We start from the raw sequence: 18,957 nt of genomic DNA on the forward strand, positions 1-18,957 counted from the left end.
GGATCATCTCTGCCGATACGACGTACGGCCTGGGGCAACGGCATGTGCCTCATGCTCTTGCTTGAGCAGCTCTTTCGCTTCCACGGATTCCGGAAGATTTCGTTCCGCCTCGAATTCGGCGAGCACGGGAGCGAGAACTTCGGATAGCGCACGCGCTCGGCCATTTGTCTTGTACAGGCGTGCAAGTTCAAGGGCACTGCGCAGCTCGAAAGTCTTGGTCCGCTGATGTTGTGCGATGTCCAGCGCTCGCTTGAGGGCGTCTTCGGCGCTGGATTCGTCCGAAGGATTATGGCGCGATAAGAGTTTACCGCGGACACGATGCAGCTCGGCATCGAGCCAATGCTGGCCTGATTGTCCCGTCCCGGCGATCAGTTCGTCCACGATTTCCAGCCCGGTCTCGACTTCGCCTACATCTGCAATCGCCAGGGCGACATGCATCCCCCAAAACGGTTCGCAAAGGTAGCAATCGTTCTCGTGCAGGAAGGTCCAGCCGTGACGCATGTCCGCCAGTCCGGCCATTCGGTCTCCTGCACGCCACTTGGCGAGGCCGTTCAGGTAGGTGCCGGCGGCCACGTACAGCGGCATCGTGTGGTCGCGTGCGAGACCGAGCGCCAGGATCGTCTCTGTCTGCTGCAACATGCCCCCGCATACTCCGTCGAACACCGCGCGATGAACCAACGCATTGGCCTGGGACAGCGCCCGTTTTTCTCCTGGAGTACCCACCGCTTCCGCGGCGAGCTTGCGCGCACGAGCGATGTCACCGAGCGGCCAGAGCACCAAAGCGAGAAATCTCATGATCACGAACGGGAGATCCAGCGCCGAAGCCCTGAAGGTCGCGGGATCCGGTTCGGCCCGATAGATCGCCAGCGCCCGCTCAAGATGCGTACGCGCGTTCAAATACTCGCCGGCGAACCAGCAGGTCACGCCCCCAGTCCAATGGGCCACGACGGCGGCCACCGGCGAGTCCGGCCGTCGCTCAGCGGCGCTCCTGATGGCATCCGCCAGCTCCCGCATCGGAGCAAGTTCGCCATGGGTCAGGCAGGCATTGAAGAGGCCGGAATGGACCGGCGCAAGTTCAACGGGATCATCGATACCGGCTGCGAATTGCCGCGCGCGCGTCCATGCGGCGACCGTTTCCGGAGCGCTGTGGCCGAGGCTGCCCCGCAAGGCACGGCCATATGCGATTTGAAGATGCAGCCTGCTCATCATCCGGTGGGGCTCGCCAGGCAATTGATCGGCGATCGCGATGGCCTTGCCGAGATGGGCGATCGCCTCGGAATAAGCCGAGCGTTTCAACGCCTGCTGGCCCGCCTTGCGCCACCATTCGAGGGCGATCTCGCTCAGCCCCGCCTCGGTGAAGTGGTGCGCGAGAACTTCCGGCTCGGTCTCGGCGACGATTGGAAACTTGTCGCGCAGGACATCGCCAATCCGTGTGTGAAGCACCTGTCGTTTGCTCTTGAGCAGACTCTCGTAGGCCGCTTCTTGAACAAGGGCATGCTTGAAACTGTAATTTGCTTCGGGCGGTGTCCCACGACGCAGCAGCAGTTCGGCCTCTTCAAGTTGTCCCAGCGCCGCGCCCAGCGTCAGATCGTCGCGTCCCGCCACGGTTTTCAGCAGCGCGTACGAGAAGTCGCGGCCAATGGCGGCTCCTATCTGGGCCACCTCCTTGACCGGAGCGAGCCGATCGAGCCGCGCCATCAGCGAATCCTGCAGCGTCGCAGGGATAGCAAGCGGCGGCAGCGGATTATTCAGGCGGTAGCGCCCGGCATCCTCAACGAGCAGCCCGGACTCCAGCACCATCTTGGTCAATTCCTCGACGAATAGCGGAATGCCATCGGTCTTGTCGATGATCTGCTCCATCATCTCGCGTGGCAGCCGGCGACCGACGACAATCTGCTCGACGAGCGCGCGCGTGTCCTGCCGATCGAGCCGGTCGAGCCGCAACAGACTGACGTTGGCAAGGCCCGACCAGGAGGGCTCGAACTCCGGCCGGGACGTCAAGAGCACGAGTATCGGCAGTCCTCTGATCCGATCGACCGCGAGATCGAACAGTTCAAGTGTCGTGGCATCGGCCCAATGCATATCCTCGCAGATGATCAGCAGCGGCTGGCCTCGCGCCAGTCCCTCAAGCTGATCGAGAAGGGCGGCAAATGTCTGCCGCCGCTGCTGCGCCGGGCTCAAGCCGAGGGGCGGGCAATGGTCGCCGGTGGGAATCGAAAGCAATGCCGCAATGAGCGGTGTTGCCCGAGCGACCTGCTGGGTTCCTATTGCGAGCATTGCCTCGAGCTTGTCGAGTTTTTGATCCGCCGTGTCGTGCGAGCGAATTCCGGCGGCGCGCTCGAGCTGCGCGACGAAGGGATGAAGCGCACTATTGGTGTGGTAAGGCGAACACTGATATCGCACGCGACGGTGCGACCCCAACGAGGGGCTTTCCGACAGCGTCGCCACAATACGGGACTTGCCGATGCCCGCTTCGCCGGAAATCAATACGAACTGGCCCCGCCCCTGCCATGCCTCCCGCTGGCGCGAGAGGATGAACTCGATCTCGTTCTTGCGGCCGACAAAACCGATCGAGCGCGCGGCACGGACTGCCTCGAAGCGACTCTCGGATGCGGTCGCGCCTTCCACCGCCCAGACCGCGATGGGGTCTGCCATTCCCTTGACCTCCCGACGGCCGAGATTGCGCAGGGAGAAGAGATCGCCAAGCAGCCGGCGCGTCGATGAAGCAACGACGACGACCCCCGGCTCCGCCAGGCTCTGGAGCCGGGCGGCGAGGTTTGGTGTGTCGCCGATGGTTGCGTGCTCCTCCGACGCATCTCCGCTGATGAGGTCGCCGACCACCACGAGTCCGGTCGCAATTGCGATCCGCAGTTCAGCTCGTTCGTCGGTCCCTGTCTTGAGCTGGCGTATCGCGGAGATCATGTCGAGGCCGGCGCGCACCGCGCGCTCGGCATCATCTTCGTGGGCGCGCGGATAGCCGAAATAGACAAGTATTCCGTCACCGACGAATCTGGCTATCCTTCCATCATAAGCAGCAATCACGCTCGCGCAGGCAGCGCGATAGGCCCGGATCACCTCCCACATATCCTCGGGATCGAGACGCGCCGAGAGCGCAGTCGAGCCGACCAGATCGCAAAACATGACCGTGAGATGACGCCGCTCGGCGTCCTGAGGAGGAGCGGGAGATGCGATCAACGCGGCCGGATCGAGGTCAGCGATAGCACGCAGCATCTTGCGGCGATGGCCGAGCAGGACTCCGAGCTTATCGAAATCCTCGTCCATCAGTTCGGGAAGGACGCCTATGTCGATCCCATTTTGGGCAAAGCGCTCCGCGTATTGCGCAAGCCCCAGCTTCTCGAGCCACTCCGCAATCTGCATTGGCTCCACCGATCGTGTGGTTAGCGGTTAGCAGAAATTTTGGACCACGGCGCGCGGGGACAATATACCAACACCACCATGATGGCACGTCTTGTTTGTTGCGCGATAACCTGGGTTTCTCAATGCCGATATCGCATTCAAGCGGTGATGCTGCTCGATGCGAACGGCTTTGCTACCAAACATCGTCGGCACGCAGCATTGGACGGCGGAGGTTGCGATGAGTCGTGGCGGTCATTTCGAACCGAAACCGAACCAATACTGCGGCTTGTGCCGAACGGACGTTTTCCGCGACAGCAGCTCCTTCATTGCTCGCTGATCGGCGCTTCGTAGCTGCGAGCCATCGTGCCCGCCGCAACCTGCAGCGAAGAACCAATTACCCAGCAGCCGGCAACAAAGCCGATCAGGCCGTTTGGCAGATTCTGATCAAGGACAAGGATGCTGACGGACAGAGTTGCAGCGATTGCCGCGCCGAACGTGCCGGCCGCACTCATGATCTCTATCGGCTCGGAACCGTTCCACTCTTCCGAGATGCTCGATGTCGACCTCTGCGCGGGGGCATTGCCCGACAAATCAATCCCCATGTAATAGCCAAGAGCTCCGTAGAGTATCGTTATCAGGACGATCCAGCCGCTTTCAAACAGTCCGGCCTTCTGACGTAACAGGGTCGCACCAACATAGAGCCCGCCAGAGGCCCCAACCGCGGCCAGTCCGATTCTTTCAAGAAGATGGGCCGATTTGATCAAACTGGAACGGGGGATCCGAAGATTGCCGACCCGCCTTGTTGCGGAGAAGGCGTTGGAAATTGCGCTGCTTATCTTCATAGGAGCTCCTTCTGAGTAAGTAGCAGCCTACCGGCCGACCCCGAACAGAAGCTGCGTGAGTTGCGCGATGCCCTTTCATTCCAATTTCTGAAGGATCTTTGCTGAGTGATGGGACTGGCTTGCTCGTGAGCAAGATGGAGCCAATCCAAAGCTGCGAGCATGCGGCTGCGCAGGCATTGCCTCTCACCCGTGTTTGAAATGATCCGGGTGCGGCAATTTCGTTGCGAGAGTGGTAATTCAGAAAGAGAGCGATTGCGTATGAAACGGTTCACACACGGCTCTTCCCTGTCGCTCTATTCGGTCACAATTTCCGGAGGACGCGCCTGCATTGTTGCGATAACGGAGGGCGAACATGCTGGCTCTGCAACGCGCGGTTGGTCAGCACGCTGATCACGTCTGGCCGAAATCAAAGATCCGCGCTTGCTTTCGTGAAGCTCGCAGCCTCATGTCGACCATTCCTCGCCCCACACCTGCACCACGTGGCCGGGCGACACTTCGCGATATTGCCGCACCGGCGGCTGGTAGTCCGGCGCGCGGACCGGGCTTCTGATCTCATCGTTCGAGGCTTGGCGCCGCGTGCCGCGGCGTGACGGGTCGGGCACCGGCACGGCGGCCATCAGTTTTTTCGTATAGGGATGCTGCGGGTTGCCGAACACCGACGCGCGCGGGCCGATCTCGACGATCTCGCCGAGATACATCACGGCGACGCGGTGGCTCATGCGCTCGACCACGGCGATGTCGTGGGAAATGAAGAGATAGGCAAGGCCCATGCTGGCCTGGAGGTCGAGCATCAGGTTGACGACCTGCGCCTTGACCGAGACGTCGAGCGCGGAGACAGCTTCGTCGGCGACGATCAGCTTCGGCCCGAGGGCGAGCGCGCGCGCGATGCAGATGCGCTGGCGCTGGCCGCCGGAGAATTCGTGCGGGAAACGCGCGGCCATGTCGGCGGAGAGGCCGACGCGGACGAGCAGGTCGGCGACCTTGTCGCGCGCCTGCGACGCCGTTGCGAGTCCGTTGGCAAGCAGGGGCGCGGCGATCGCCGTCCCCACCGACATGCGCGGATTGAGGCTCGCGAACGGATCCTGAAACACGATTTGCATGTGCTTGCGGACATCGCGTAGAGCCCGGCCGTTCATGGCCAGCACATCCTGGCCGTCGATCAGGACGGTGCCGCTGTCCGGCTCGGTCAACTTGAGGATGGATCGGCCGGTGGTCGACTTGCCGCAGCCGGATTCGCCGACCACCGCCAGTGTCTCGCCGGCGCGCAAGGTGAAGGAGACGTTCTCGACCGCATGGACGCGGCCCGAGACCTTGCCGAACAGGCCGGAGCGGATCGGAAAGCGCGTCGTGAGGTTTGAGACTTCCAGCAGAGGCCGCTCGGCGGGCGAGACCGTATCGGGCGTCTCGGCCGGCTCGTCCGACGTGCCCGTCACCTTGTCGACGATCGGAAACCGCATCGGCCGCATCCGCCCGTCCATCGAGCCGAGCCGCGGCACGGCCGCGAGCAGCGCGCGCGTATAGGGATGCGCAGGCGCGGCGAAAATGCGGGCGGTGGCGTCCGTCTCCACCGCCTGCCCGCCATACATCACCACGGTGCGGTCCGCGATCTCGGCGACCACGCCCATGTCGTGGGTGATGAAGAGGATCGACATGCCCTCCTCCTGTTGAAGCTCCTTCAAGAGCTCGAGGATCTGCGCCTGGATGGTGACGTCGAGCGCGGTGGTCGGCTCGTCCGCGATCAGAAGCTTCGGCTTGCAGGCCAGCGCCATCGCGATCATCACGCGCTGGCGCATGCCGCCGGAGAAGCGGTGCGGATGCTCGTGGAAGCGCGACGCCGCCGCAGGGATGCGGACGCGATCGAGCAGGCGGATGGTCTCCGCCTCTGCCGCCGCGCGCGACAGGCCGCGATGCTGGATCAGCGCCTCCGCGATCTGGAAGCCGATGGTGAGCACCGGATTGAGGCTCGTCATCGGCTCCTGGAAGATCATGGCGACGTCATTGCCGCGGATATCCTTCATATCAGCCTCGGGCAGCGCGAGCAGATCGCGCCCCGCCAGCATGACGCGGCCCTCGACCCGGCCGATCTCGCTCGGGATGAGCCGCATGATCGACAGCGCGGTGACGCTCTTGCCCGAACCGGACTCGCCGACGATCGCGACGGTCTCGCGGGCCGCGATGTCGAACGAGACGTTGCGGACGACGGGTACCCATTGCCGCTCGAGCATGAAGGAGGTGGTGAGGCCGGCGACCGACAGCACGGGGCCCTGTGCGTTGGCGATGGCTTCGTTCGAAATGTTTGCCACGATGCTCATGCGAGGCCTCCGCCAACCGCCGCGGAGAAGATGCGCCCCCTCCCCCGCTTGCGGGGGCGGGTTGGGGAGAGGGTGTCTCCGCAAGCGAGATCCCCCCAGAGGAGAGAGCCCTCACCCGGCGCTACGCGCCGACCTCTCCCGCAAGCGGGAGGGGTAAGAGGAGCCCGTGGCAGCACTGATGTCACCATCACCATTCCGCCCTAGTACCCCCGCTTGCGATCGACCAGCCCGGGCAGCTCCTCGCCGCGACGATGCCGCGCGATGACGTCGAGCACGAAATCGACCGCCGTATCGGGCGTCGTCATGCTGGCATTGTGCGGCGTCAGCAGGATGCGCGGATGGCTCCAGAACGGGTGGCCTGCAGGCAGCGGCTCGGGATCGGTGACGTCGAGCACCGCACCTGATAGCGCGCCGCTGTCGAGGACTGCGAGGAGATCGGCCTCGACGAGATGCGGGCCGCGCCCGACATTGACGAGCCCTGCCCCGCGCGGCAGGCGCGCGAACAACTCGGCATTGAGAATGCCGCGCGTTTGATCCGTCAGCGGCAGCAGGCAGACGAGAATGTCGGCCTGCGCCAGAAATTCTGGCAAGGCATCGGCCCCCGCATAGCAGGTGACGCCTTCGATCTCGCGCGGCGAACGATTCCACCCAAGAAGCGGAAAGCCGAACGTCTTGAGCCGTTCCAGCACAACCTGGCCGAGCTGGCCGAGCCCCACCACGCCGACGCGCCGGCGCCTGGCCGGGGTGATCCGGATCTCGCGCCAGACCTGCTGCCTCTGCTGGCTGATGAAATCGAGGAGATCGCGATGCAGGGCAAGCACGGCCATGGTGACATATTCGACCATGGTCTCGGCAATGCCGGGCTCCAGCATGCGGACCAGCGGGATGTGCGCTGGGACTGTCGTGGTGTCGAACTGATCGACACCCGCGCCCACCGAGAAGACCAGCTCGAGATTGGGAAAGGTCGTCGCGATGTCATCCGGCGGCACCCAGGCCACGAGATAACGCACCGCGGCGGGGTCGCCGATATCAGGCCAGAGCCGGAACGGCACGTCGGGCGCGCGCTCCGCGAAGAAGCGCGCCCACTCGGCGCCGCGCACCATGTTGGCCTTGTAGAGAACCGTCATGCCGGCCTCAGAACGGGCTGACCGGCGCGAGACGACGGCCGTCGATCATGCGCTTGTGGCTGTAGGCGGCGGGATCGACAAGCGGCGTCGCGCCCGTCACGAGGTCGGCCGCAAGCTTGCCAGCGGCTGGACCGATGCCGAAACCGTGGCCGGAGAAGCCGGTCGCGAGGAAGAAGCCCGGCAGCGCATCGACCGGTGAGATCACCGGAATCGTATCGGGCGTGCAGTCGATGGTGCCGCCCCAGGCTTCCGCGATTGCGATGTCCTTCAATTCCGGATTCGACTTGATCAGCGCCGCCAGCGCCGCATTGACCAGCGACATGTCGGGCGCGGGATCGCGCACGCGCTCGGCCTCGAAGGGCGATGGCTTGTCGAAACTCCAGCTGGTGCCGCGCACGAGCTGATCAAAGAACGACTTGCCGAACGAGAGCTTCAATCCGTTCTTGCGATGCTGATAGGTCGGCCAGAACGTGCGCGCGTAACGGAACAGGTCCGGCGACAGCTCGACCGTGCCGCGGTTGCGCAGCGCCAGCGTAAAGCCGCCGTCGAGGCGGCGGCGGATGCAGTAGAAATCGGTGCCGAGCGCGCCGGAGGTGATCTCCGGTCCCGGCGTAGTCCGGCACGCGGTGGCGTTGACGAGGCCGATCGGCAGCTCGATGCCGTGGCGGCGGCAGAACAGCGACGACCACGCGCCGCCCGCCAGCAGCACGGATTGCGTGCGGATGGTGCCCTTCTCGGTGACGACCGCGCTGACGCGTCCGCCCGTCGTCTCCAGTCCGCGCGCAGCGCAGCCCTGGTGGATGGTGACGCCGTGCTTGCGTGCGGCGGTGGCGAGCGCAGGGACGGCCATCGACGGCTCGGCGCGGCCATCGCTCGGCGTGTGCAGGCCGCCGACCCACGTGTCAGCATTGCCGGGCATGCGCTCGGCGACTTCGGCCGGCGTCAGCACGGTGGAATGGACCTGCTGCTCGCGCGCGACCGCTGCCCAGCGCTCCCAGCCGGCGAGCTCGTCCTTGCTCTTGGTCAGGAACAACACGCCGGTGCGGCGGAAGCCGGCATCGACGCCGGCATCGTTCTGCATGTCCTCCCACAACCGCAGCGCCTCGCGGGCGAGCGGAATCTCCTCGCGGGCGCGGCCTTGCTGGCGGCACCAGCCCCAATTGCGGCTCGACTGCTCGCCGCCAACATGGCCCTTCTCGACCAGCGCGACGGAGTGCCCCTTCTTCGCCAGATGATAGGCGGCCGAGACGCCGATGACGCCGCCGCCGATGACGACGACATCTACCTGCGCCGGCAGGCGTTCGTCGCTGTTGATGCGGTTGAGCGGCGGGGACATGGGGCACTCCTGGAGTTCAGTTCGAGCTCTTGCGCGTCAGAGGTCTTGCGCGTCACGGGATGTTCATTCGCGGATCGAGCGCATCGCGCAGGCCGTCACCGAGAAAGTTGAAGCTGGTCACCGCGAGCGTGATGGCGACGCCCGGCGCGATCGCGAGCCAGGGCGCGCTGGTCAGATATATCTGCGCATTGTTGAGCATGTTGCCCCAGCTCGCCGCCGGCGGCTGGATGCCGTAGCCGAGATAGCTGACATAGGATTCGAGCAGGATCGCCTTGGCGACGTTGAGCGTCGCGGCAACGACGATCGGCGCGATCGCGTTGGGCACGAGCTCGCGGAACATGATGCGCAGGTTCGAGGAGCCGAAGGCGAGCGCGGCGACTGCAAATTCCCGCTCACGCAACGAGCGCACCTGGGCCTCGACCACGCGCGCCACCGCCATCCAGGCCGTCGCCGCGATCAGCACGGTGGTGGTGACGAGGCCGGGCTCGGTGAGCGCTGCGAGCGCCAGCAGCAGGAAGATGGTCGGAAAGCACAGCACGGCATCGACCAGCCGCATCAGAACCGCACCGACCGCGCCGCCATAGAACCCGGCAAAGGCGCCAACGACGATCCCGACCGCCATCGCGATCACCATCGCGACGATGCCGATCGAAAGCGAGACCCGCCCGCCCATCATCAACCGTGCCAGCACGTCGCGGCCGAGCTCGTCGGTGCCGAGGATGTGCGCGCCGGAGAGCGGCGGCGCGAACCGCTTCATGATGTCGATGTAGGTGTCGTCGAACGGCAGCAGATAGGGACCGAACGCCGAACCGAGCACGAGGACGAGGATGATCAATGCGCCCGCGAGGGCCAGCCGATGCCGGCGGAAGCGCCGCCACGCGGCCTGGCCGGGCGCGAGCTGAACGGTGGAGAGGGCTGCGGTCGCCATCGCTTCAGCCCACCCGGATGCGCGGATCGACGACGGCATAGAGGATGTCGGCGATGAGCGAGCCGATCAGCACCATCGTTGCCGAGAACATCAGGATGCCCATCACCACGGGATAGTCGCGGTAACCGATCGAATCCAGGAACAGGCGGCCCATGCCCGGCCAGGTGAATACGGTCTCCGCCACCAGCGCGCCGCCGAGCAGCGTCGGAAACTGCAGGCCGGCGACCGTGATCATCGGCAGCAGCGCGTTGCGCAGCGCATGCACGGTGAGGATGCGCCATTCCGGCATGCCCTTGGCGCGTGCGGTGCGGATGTAGTCCTGATTGATGACCTCGAGCATCGAGGAGCGCATGAAGCGGCCCCACATCGCGGTCTCGACCAGCGCCAGCACCATGGCCGGCGCGATCAGATGATGCAGCAGGTCGAGGAAGGAGCCGTCGCCAATGGTGTGCCGATTGCCCGCCGGCAGCCAGCCGAGCTTGACGGAGAAGACGTAGATGGTGACGAGGCCGAACCAGAAGGTCGGGATCGACAGCGCGATCATGGCGCCAACGGTGGCGAGCGTATCGAACAGCGAGTAGCGGCGTAGCGCGCCGAGGATGCCGATCCAGCAGCCGAGCAGCACCGCGATGATCGTCGCCGTCGCCATCAGCTCCAGCGTGGCGCCGAGATGCGAGGAGATCACCGACAGCACCGCCTCGCCGTCGCGATACGACTTGCCCCAATCACCCCGCACCATGCGGCCGAACCAGTCGAGATATTGGACCGGCAACGGCCGATCGAGGCCGAGCTGCCTGGTGACGCGGTCGAGATCCTCCTGGGTCATATGGCTTGAGACGGCAAACTGCGACAGCGGCCCGCCGGGCGCCAGATGCAGGATGGCGAAGCCGATTCCCGAGACGATCACCAGCAGCATGATCGCCTGTGCCAGGCGATTGACGACGTAGCGGGCCATCTCAGGCGATCCGACCAGCCCGAGACATCAGGCCCAATACCATTCGCGGATGTTCCAGCAATTGATCGAGGTGTTGATGTTGGGACGGAAGCCTTGCAGCCCCTCCTTCACCCCCTCCGCAATGAAGCCCTGGAACAGCGGCAGGATCGCAAAATCGTTGCGGATCAGCTTCTGCAGGTCGCCATATGTGGTCTTGCGCTGGGCGAGTTCGAACTGCTTGGCGCCTTCAGCGAGCAGACGATCCGCCTCCGGGCTTCTGTACTGATAGGTGTTGAAGCCGCGGCCGCCTTTGGCGGGAATGGCGCCGGAGCCGAAGCGCGGCGTCACGTCGGGGTCGCTGCCGAGCATGAAGTTCACCGACACCAGCACCGAGTTGAACTTCGACTGCTGCCAGAACTCGCCCCAGATCACCGCCGCCGGCATGTTGTTGACGCGCATCGCAGCGCCGATCGCGCGCCAGTCCTGGATCAGGAGCTGCTGGGTCTGCTCGCGGACGGCATTGCCCGATGTCGTCGAGTTGGTGAATTCGAGCTTGACGCCGCCCTTCTCGCGAATGCCGCCGGAGCCGCGAACCCAGCCCGCGGCGTCGAGCAGCGCGTTGGCCTTGGCAGGATCGTATTTGTGCTGCGGCAGGCCCTGCTGGAACGACCAGGCCTGCTGCGGCACGAAGCTCTCGGTCGGCGTCGGCAGGCCGTAATTAAGCGCGTCGATGATCGCCTGCTTGTTGATGGCGAGATAGAGCGCCTCGCGCACGGTGCGATCGGCAAAGGGCCCGAATTCCAGATTGGGCGCGATGTGTTCCACCGAAGAGGTCGAGGAGACGAAGATCTTGCGACCCTTCAGCGTCTTCGCCTCCTGCACGAAGTTCGGCAGGATGCCCTGCAGGCCGGTGTAGTCGACCTGGCCGGTGCGGAACTGGGTGTAGAGAACGGTCAGGTCCGGAATGTATTTGAAAACGACGCGTTCGACGTAAGGTCCTTTGCCATGATAACCGGTATGGGCATTCAGCTGGATGTGGGCGCCCGGCACGCGCTCGGCCCAGCGGAACGGCCCGGTACCGATGGGTGCGTTGTGGAACGGCGAGGAATTCGGATCGGACACTTTCTCGAGGATATGCTTGGGCACGATGAAGGTGAGCGAGAGAATCGACATGTATGGCGAATAGGGAGCCTCCATTCGCCAGTGGATCTCGTCGGGCGCGACGACCTTGATGTCCTTGACGAGGCTGTGGCCGACGCGGTTGCGGACGCGGAAATCGGGATTGTTGATCAGCTCGAGCGAGAACTTGACGTCCTCGGCCGTGAACGGCGTGCCGTCGTGCCATTTCACGTCGCTGCGCAGCTTGATCTTCCAGGTCAGGCCGTCGGCCGAGAGGCCGCCATTCTCGATGGTCGGGACTTCGCGGGCGAGGTCGGGAACGAATTTCCCGTCGGGCTCGATGTACCAGAGCGGCGAGAACACCTGCCACCAGACGCCCTGGTCAACCTCGATGCCCGGCATCAAGGGATGAAAGACGGTCGGCTCCTGCGACAGCGCCGCGATCACCTGCCCGCGCGGCTTGTCCGGCGGATTAGAGGGACGTTCGGTCTGTGCGAAGGCGTTCCCTGAAAGCGTCCAGCCTGCGGCTGCGCCCGCGCCGAGCTGGAAGAATTGACGGCGATTCGGAATGCCGAGATGCCCTGCCCCAACGCCGAACTTGCCGGTGTCGTCCGCCATGACTCACTCTCCGTTCCGCACGCGGCACCGTCTCCCGCGCCCCCGAGACCCCGGCAAAGGGACAGGAGTGGGCTTTAGTGCTTCTAAATTTTTGTAGCAAAAGTTCATCACGACTAAATACAGCTGTCAATCGCATTGCTAGAATGCACCAGGTTTTCACTCTGACTAAAGCCACGGGGCTCGATACCCGAGGCTGAGATGATGCATGGGAGAGCGACATGGATGGTCGCGGCGATACCAACGGCACCAAGGACGCTTCCACGATCGAAGCTGACGATGCGGTCGACCAGCGCCTGGGCGAAACCGTGCGGCTGCTGCGGCAGCGCGCCGGCCTCTCGATCCAGGACGTCGCCAACAAGACCGGCCTGTCCACCGGCATGATCAGCCAGCTCGAACGCGCACGCGCGATGCCGTCGATCCGCACGCTGCGCCTGCTCGGCATCGCGCTCGACGTCCCCATCTCCTATTTCTTCGAGAGCAGCGACCCCGCCGACGGGCAACGCTACATCGTGCGCAAGACCAACCGGCGACTGCTGCGGCTCACCGCCAGCGGCGTCGTCAAGGAAGCGCTGACGCCGGAAGGCAAGGGCCAGCTCGAGCTCTACGAGCTCACGCTCAACCCCGGCGCCTCCTCCGGCACCGACTTCCTGCAGCACACCGGCGAGAAGGCGGGCTACATCCTCTCGGGCAGCCTGCGGCTGTGGCTCGACAACCAGGCCCATGTGCTGGAAGCCGGCGACAGCTTTCGTTTTCCGAGCATCGTGCCGCACATGTTCGACAACCCTACCCAGCAGGTGGCGCGCGTGATCTGGGTGACGACGCTGCGCCAGACCGACTCGCCGGCGGGTTGAGTCCGGCATCAAGGTCTGGCGAGACGGATCTAGCTCATCCTTCGCCGCAGCGTGGCTGACGGCGTCTCGCCGAATTTCTCGCGGTAGGCGCCGGCCATGCGGCCGAGATGGGTGAAGCCGAGATCGAAGGCGATCTCGGTGATGGAGACATCGGGAGCGGCTTGCGCGAGGCGCGCGTTAAGGCCTGCAAGGCGCATGTCGAGCAGCATCTGCGAGATCGACGCGCCGAAGTGACGGCGGAAGCCGAGCTGCAGTGCGCGGATGCCGATGCCTGAAGCGCAGGCGAGCTGCGCAAGATCGAGCGGCTCGCCGGCATGGTCGGCAAGGTAATCGCGCGCGGCGCGCAAGGCGCGCGGCAAACGCTCGGCCTGCCCCGAGAACGTTTCAATCGCATCCGACAGGCCATGCCGCTGCCGGTTGAGCAGATGATCGAGCAGCGCTTCGCGCCAATCGGCCATCGCGGCCGGCGACAGCCGGCCTGATGGCCCGAGGCGCTCGGCGAGTGTCATCAGGTCGGCGAGCCTGGCCTGCAGAGCCCACCCGGACGGCGCATCCAGCTCGATCACCGGATCGAACTCGACCACCCCGGTCGCCCTGCCCGACAAGGCCGCGGCGCGCTGCTCGACCATGCGGCGGTCGAGCAGCAGGATCGCCTGTGCGCAATCGCTCCACATCATCCGGGTCGGAATCGTCGGCGACAACAGCGACGCGATCCGGCCCGGCGCCGCCTCAAGCTCGCGACGACCGGCACGAATGCGGGCGCTGCCCGCGAGCGGGACCTGCACCAGGAAGAAGCGCTCCAGGCAGCCCGGATCGATGCTGACCGATCCGCCATAGGCGACGTAGTTGATGGAGAAGCCATCGAAGGCCGCGCAATTGTGCCGGGCCGAGAAGCCGGCCGCCCGTGCCTGCGTCGGCTTGAGATCGTGCGGGCAGAAGATGCGTCCGATCTGCTCGGCCGCCTCGTCGACGTCATCCGTGGTGACGCGGGCGAAGGCCGCAAGCCGTTCGGCTGCAGAGGCTGTTGCGCTCATTTCCAGCTCGGCTGCGGACATCGTCGACCATGCTTCGCGCCCGGAATTCCTTTAAGCCTAGAATAGTTCCGCGGGGGCGAAAAGGGCCGTAGCTCGCAAATTCGTCGTGCTGCATGGCAATAGGTTCATCCGGATTCGTTTAGCGGATAGACAGGCGGTCCGTCCTCGGCCGATGCTCCGTCCCCGCCGGAATCCATGAGGAGCAAGCCATGACTGCACTCGAAAAGGGCATCACCGCGAACGGCACAGGCTACGGCGGCAAGAGCTGGAACATCCTTGGCCAGGTCTATTTCCCCAAGGCCGTCACCGATTCCACCTTCGCGTTCGAGACCAACAGCGATCCCGGCCAGTTCGTGCCGGTGCATATCCATCCGACCCAGGACGAGTTCATCCTGGTGCAGGAAGGCACGCTCGATCTCAAGCTCGACGGTCAATGGGTCAAGGCCCATGCCGGCGACCTCGTGCGCATGCCACGCGGCATCCCGCACGGCTATTTCAACAAGTCTGACAAGCCGTGCCGCGCGCTGTTCTGGGTCTCACCGATGCAGAAGCTGGAGGCGCTGTTCAACCAGCTGCACAATCTGACCGACCCGGCCGAGGTCGTGCGCATCTCGGCGCTGCATGAAGTCGACTTCCTGCCGCCCGAGGCCAACGACTAGCCGTCGCCGCTTCCTCCGCTTCTATTTGCTTGCAGTCCGGCCGGCCGTGCCTTGCGGCCGAACGCGGCCGCTTGCGCGCCAAACACATCGAGCAATCCCATGGTCAGCCCAAAACATGTCTGCGTGATCGGCGCCGGCGTCTCCGGCCTTGCCGCCGCGAAAGCATTCTCCATCCGAGGCCACCGCGTCACCATCGTCGAGCGCAGCTCGGATCTCGGCGGCGTCTGGGAGCCGGCGCGCTCCTACCCCGAGGTGCAGACCCAGAGCCCGAAGGAGCTCTACCGCTACACCGACCGCGCCATGCCGGAGGCCTATCCGGAATGGCCGACCGGGCCGCAGGTCCACGCCTACCTCGCCGATTATGCCAAGAGTTTTGGCCTCGAGCGCATGCTGCGGCTCAACACCGAAGTTGCCGGCATGGCGCGCCGCGCCGACGGCAGACTGGGATGGACGCTTGCCTTGAAGGACAAGAACGGCACGACCACGAACGAGGATTTCGATTTCGTTGCGGTCTGCACCGGGCAGTTCAACGAGCCGCGCGAGCTGCATTGCCCCGGCGAGGACGGCTTTCTGGCGCAGGGCAGCCAGATCCTGCACTCGTCGACATACGGCGATCCGACACTGGCGAAGGGACGCCGCGTCGTCGTGCTCGGCGGTTCGAAGTCCGCAACCGACATCGCCGTGAATGCGGTGAAGTCAGGCGCGCGCGAGGTCACCATCGTGATGCGTGAGCCGGTCTGGCGCATTCCCTATTTCATCGGCGGTCTCGTGAACTTCAAGCGCATCCTCTACATCCGCGCGCAGGAGGACATGTTTCCGGGCTGGGGCATCAGCGCGATGGGGCGGCTCGCGCACCGCATCGCCGCGCCGCTGGTCTGGGCGAACTGGCGCGGGCTGGAGAGCCTGCTGAAGGCGCAGCTCAAGCTCGGCCGCTGCAAGATGGTGCCGAAGGAGCGGATCGAGGACGGCGTCAACTGCTCGGTGCCCATCGCAACGCCGGGCTTCTACCCGATGGTTGCCGACGGCCGCATCAAGGCCGTGTTCGGCACGTTCGACCATTATGAGGGCGACAGCATCGTGATGAGTGGCGGCGAGCGCGTGGGCGCCGACGTCGCCGTGCTCGCGATCGGCTACAAGCTCGGCGTGCCGTTCCTGCCCGAAGCCTACCGGCAGAAACTGGTCGATACCGACGGGCAGTACCGGCTCTATCGCCTGATCGCCAATCCGGATCTGCCCGAGCTCGGCTTCGTCGGCTTCAACTCCTCGTTCTGCACCGTGCTCTGCGCCGACCTCGCGGCGAACTGGCTGGTGCGTTATGCCGACGGCCAGCTCGCCAACCAGCCGACGGCCCAGACGATGCGCGACAACATCGAGATGATGCTGCACTTCAAGCGCGTCGAGCGGCCGGCCGCGGGCGTCTATGGCGGCCTCTGCGTCGCCCCCTATCACTACCGCCATTTCGACGAGCTGATGGCCGACATCGGTGCCAAGCAGCAGAAGCGCGGCGGACTTGCGGGACGCTTCCAGCCGCCGGATGCGGATGCTTACGCCAAGTTCCTGGCGACGGCGCCGGACTACCGGGCGGCGTGAAAGGAGAATTGCGGCGGCTCGCCTCCGACGTCTACGATCTCGCTGGCCATCGAATCGACGGGAACCAGCCATGGGATCGAGACGACTTGCTGCCGTAGCATTTGCGGCTGCTGCCTTCTTCGGCGCGGCACCCGCCGCTGCGCAGGAGGCGGCGCCGACGCCACAGCAATCGGAGGCGCTCGCGGCTTACGAGCGCGCGCTCGGCGGCTTCAAATCCATTCTCGCCGAGCGGCGGCGCCAGATCGAGGCGAAGGAGCCGCTGCCGAACCTGCCGGGACAGGCGCTCTATCTCACGCGCGTCGCTGTGATCAGCAGCTACAAGGACCTCACCGACGTCATGCCGTCGCGGATCGGCCGGCCCAACAAGTTCGAGATTCCTCCGGCCTATTTCGATGCCGACATCGAGCCGCTGGTCGAGGAATACGGCAAGCTGTTCGACATCATGGAGGCGCCGCCTGCCAGCGCGCAGAGCTCGCCGACGCCGTTCGAGGACGTCGTCGATCTCGCCGTTGTAATTGCGCGCGCCAAGGGCCTCGCCCCCGAGCATGCCGAAGCTGCCGGGCGCATCAGCCTCGGGCTGTTCTTTGCGGAGACCAACGGCAAGCAGAATGTCCGCAATGCACGCTCGAACACCTATATGGGCAGCTTCCAGACCGGCCCCTCCGAAGACCGCAACGGCCGGCGGAAATGGGAGGCCATCAAGAGCGACATCGCCGCGATCGATCCGCACCTGAGCGCGCGCGACGACAAGGAAGAGGCGCGCGCCCGCGGCACCGATCAGCGCTTCAACCACTGGACCAACGTGCGCAACGGCCTGATGAACGCGCACGCCGATCTGTTTCGTGAGATCCCGGGAATCGCGAAGACGCTGCCTGATACGATCGACCAGATGAAGCTGTTTCAACTGATCCAGATCGTTCCCACCCCGACGCGGTCCGCGCTGAGATCGGGCGATCTCCTGAACTACCGGGTGTCCAGCCCCAGGATCATGAGGTACCTGCGCAACAACAGCATTTTCGCGTTCGGACAGGCCGACCGGGCGCGAACCTCGGCAAGCTATCGCGAGATCTTCGCCGCGATGTGGCTGTTCAACCGGAAGTTCGAGAAGGCATGGCGAAATACGCGGAGATCAGGGCACGCTGAGGAAGCGGGTTGCAACTGCCAGCGCAGGTTGTAGTCTCGCGGTGGCATCGATCACGCGGACCTTTCCATGCGCATTCTCGTTCTCGGCGGCAGCCAGTTTCTCGGCCGGGCGATCGCAAGCCATGCCTGCGCTGGCGGGCATGACGTGACCTGCGCCGCTCGCGGCCTCGCAGGGCCGATTGCCGCGGGCGCCCGCTTCCTGCGGATCGACCGCGACGTGGCCGACGGACTTGCGCCACTCGCGGGTGAGACATTCGACGCCGTGGTCGATGTCTCGCGTCATCCTGGCCAGGTCCGTCGCGCAGTCGCCGCGCTAAAGCGGCCGGGCGTGCATTGGACCTTCGTCTCGACGATCAGCGTTTATGCGGACAACCGCATCCCGGGGCAACGCGCCGACTCCGCGCCGCTGCGCGAGCCTGTTGCGGGAGAGATCGAGCACAGCACCGAGGCGATCTACGGCGCCGCCAAGGTGGCCTGCGAACAAGCGGTCGGCGATGACGCCTTCATCTGCCGCGCCGGACTGATCGCAGGGCCTGAGGACCCGACCGGACGGTTCGCCTACTGGCCGGCGCGGCTTGCGCGCGGCGGCGAGGTGCTGGCGCCGGGATCGCCGGAGGATGCGGTCCAGTTCATCGACGTGCGCGATCTCGCGCAATGGATCGTGCATGCGGCAGAGACCGATCTCACGGGCATCTATGACGGGATTGGGCCGATCCGCACGCGCGGCGGATTCCTGAGCGAATGCGCAGCCGCGCTGAACGCTTCCTGCACCTTCACCTGGGTCGATCGCGACTTTCTGGAAGCGCATGACGTCAGGCGTTGGGCGGGCCCGCGGTCCTTGCCGATGTGGCTGCCATTGCCGGACTACGCCGGCTTCCTGACGCGCGATACCTCGCCCGCGCGCGCGGCCGGCTTGACCTCGCGACCGCCGGGAGACACCGCGCGCGATACGCTTCATTGGCTCCGCGCCAACAACGGGCCAGTCGTCGGTCTCACTGCCGAAGACGAGAAGGATGTGCTCGCGGCGTGGCATGCGCGCCAGCCCTAGGTGCGGACGGGCCGATCGTTCGCCGGGTGAAAAAGCGCCTTGTCGTGACAAATTCTGTC

General features: G+C 65.0%; 13 protein-coding genes and 1 pseudogene. 5 read left to right on the forward strand and 9 right to left on the reverse strand.

Features of this window, described 5'->3' with window-relative positions; genetic code table 11:
* Positions 1-3 precede the first annotated feature (3 nt).
* From ACM43_RS18260 to ACM43_RS18295, 8 genes are all read right to left on the reverse strand, one after another.
* Positions 4-3,378: an adenylate/guanylate cyclase domain-containing protein gene (locus ACM43_RS18260; protein ID WP_271541899.1), complete on the reverse strand. Its 3,375-nt coding sequence runs from the start codon at positions 3,376-3,378 to the stop codon at positions 4-6.
* A gap of 302 nt (positions 3,379-3,680) precedes the next feature.
* Positions 3,681-4,199, reverse strand: a complete 519-nt coding sequence (locus tag ACM43_RS18265) for a hypothetical protein (RefSeq protein WP_271541901.1) — start codon at positions 4,197-4,199, stop codon at positions 3,681-3,683.
* A 443-nt stretch (positions 4,200-4,642) separates the two neighbouring features.
* Positions 4,643-6,511, reverse strand: a complete 1,869-nt coding sequence (locus ACM43_RS18270) for an ABC transporter ATP-binding protein (RefSeq protein WP_271541903.1) — start codon at positions 6,509-6,511, stop codon at positions 4,643-4,645.
* 200 nt (positions 6,512-6,711) lie between these two features.
* A complete protein-coding gene (locus ACM43_RS18275) occupies positions 6,712-7,638 on the reverse strand; it encodes a 2-hydroxyacid dehydrogenase (RefSeq protein ID WP_271541905.1) in 927 nt (308 codons plus the stop codon).
* A gap of 7 nt (positions 7,639-7,645) precedes the next feature.
* Positions 7,646-8,974: an NAD(P)/FAD-dependent oxidoreductase gene (locus ACM43_RS18280; RefSeq protein ID WP_271541907.1), complete on the reverse strand. Its 1,329-nt coding sequence runs from the start codon at positions 8,972-8,974 to the stop codon at positions 7,646-7,648.
* 52 nt (positions 8,975-9,026) lie between these two features.
* Positions 9,027-9,902 (reverse strand): ABC transporter permease, encoded by an 876-nt coding sequence (locus tag ACM43_RS18285; protein ID WP_057026066.1) that lies wholly within the window; start codon positions 9,900-9,902, stop codon positions 9,027-9,029.
* A gap of 4 nt (positions 9,903-9,906) precedes the next feature.
* Positions 9,907-10,857 (reverse strand): ABC transporter permease, encoded by a 951-nt coding sequence (locus tag ACM43_RS18290; RefSeq protein WP_271541910.1) that lies wholly within the window; start codon positions 10,855-10,857, stop codon positions 9,907-9,909.
* Between the two features lie 27 nt (positions 10,858-10,884).
* Complete coding sequence (locus ACM43_RS18295; RefSeq protein WP_271541912.1) at positions 10,885-12,573, reverse strand: peptide ABC transporter substrate-binding protein; 1,689 nt, start codon at positions 12,571-12,573, stop codon at positions 10,885-10,887.
* 218 nt (positions 12,574-12,791) lie between these two features.
* Here ACM43_RS18295 and ACM43_RS18300 point away from each other — a divergent pair, with 218 nt between their 5' ends.
* Positions 12,792-13,424, forward strand: coding sequence for a cupin domain-containing protein (locus ACM43_RS18300; protein ID WP_271541914.1), 633 nt, complete (start codon positions 12,792-12,794; stop codon positions 13,422-13,424).
* Between the two features lie 29 nt (positions 13,425-13,453).
* Here the strand turns inward: ACM43_RS18300 and ACM43_RS18305 are convergent, their stop codons facing one another.
* Positions 13,454-14,479, reverse strand: coding sequence for an AraC family transcriptional regulator (locus ACM43_RS18305; protein WP_271541916.1), 1,026 nt, complete (start codon positions 14,477-14,479; stop codon positions 13,454-13,456).
* 188 nt (positions 14,480-14,667) lie between these two features.
* On the opposite strand from ACM43_RS18305, the gene ACM43_RS18310 reads away from it, so the two are divergent.
* From ACM43_RS18310 to ACM43_RS18325, 4 genes and pseudogenes are all read left to right on the forward strand, one after another.
* Positions 14,668-15,117, forward strand: a complete 450-nt coding sequence (locus tag ACM43_RS18310; protein WP_024339447.1) for a cupin domain-containing protein — start codon at positions 14,668-14,670, stop codon at positions 15,115-15,117.
* A gap of 99 nt (positions 15,118-15,216) precedes the next feature.
* Positions 15,217-16,707 (forward strand): flavin-containing monooxygenase, encoded by a 1,491-nt coding sequence (locus tag ACM43_RS18315; protein ID WP_271541918.1) that lies wholly within the window; start codon positions 15,217-15,219, stop codon positions 16,705-16,707.
* Positions 16,708-16,777: 70 nt separating this feature from the next.
* Positions 16,778-17,850, forward strand: a pseudogene (locus ACM43_RS18320) (hypothetical protein).
* Between the two features lie 67 nt (positions 17,851-17,917).
* Positions 17,918-18,898, forward strand: a complete 981-nt coding sequence (locus ACM43_RS18325; protein WP_271541920.1) for an NAD-dependent epimerase/dehydratase family protein — start codon at positions 17,918-17,920, stop codon at positions 18,896-18,898.
* Positions 18,899-18,957: the final 59 nt, after the last annotated feature.

The sequence above is a fragment of the Bradyrhizobium sp. CCBAU 45321 genome (genome assembly GCF_028128975.1).
In the GTDB taxonomy this organism is placed as follows: Bacteria; Pseudomonadota; Alphaproteobacteria; order Rhizobiales; family Xanthobacteraceae; genus Bradyrhizobium; species Bradyrhizobium yuanmingense.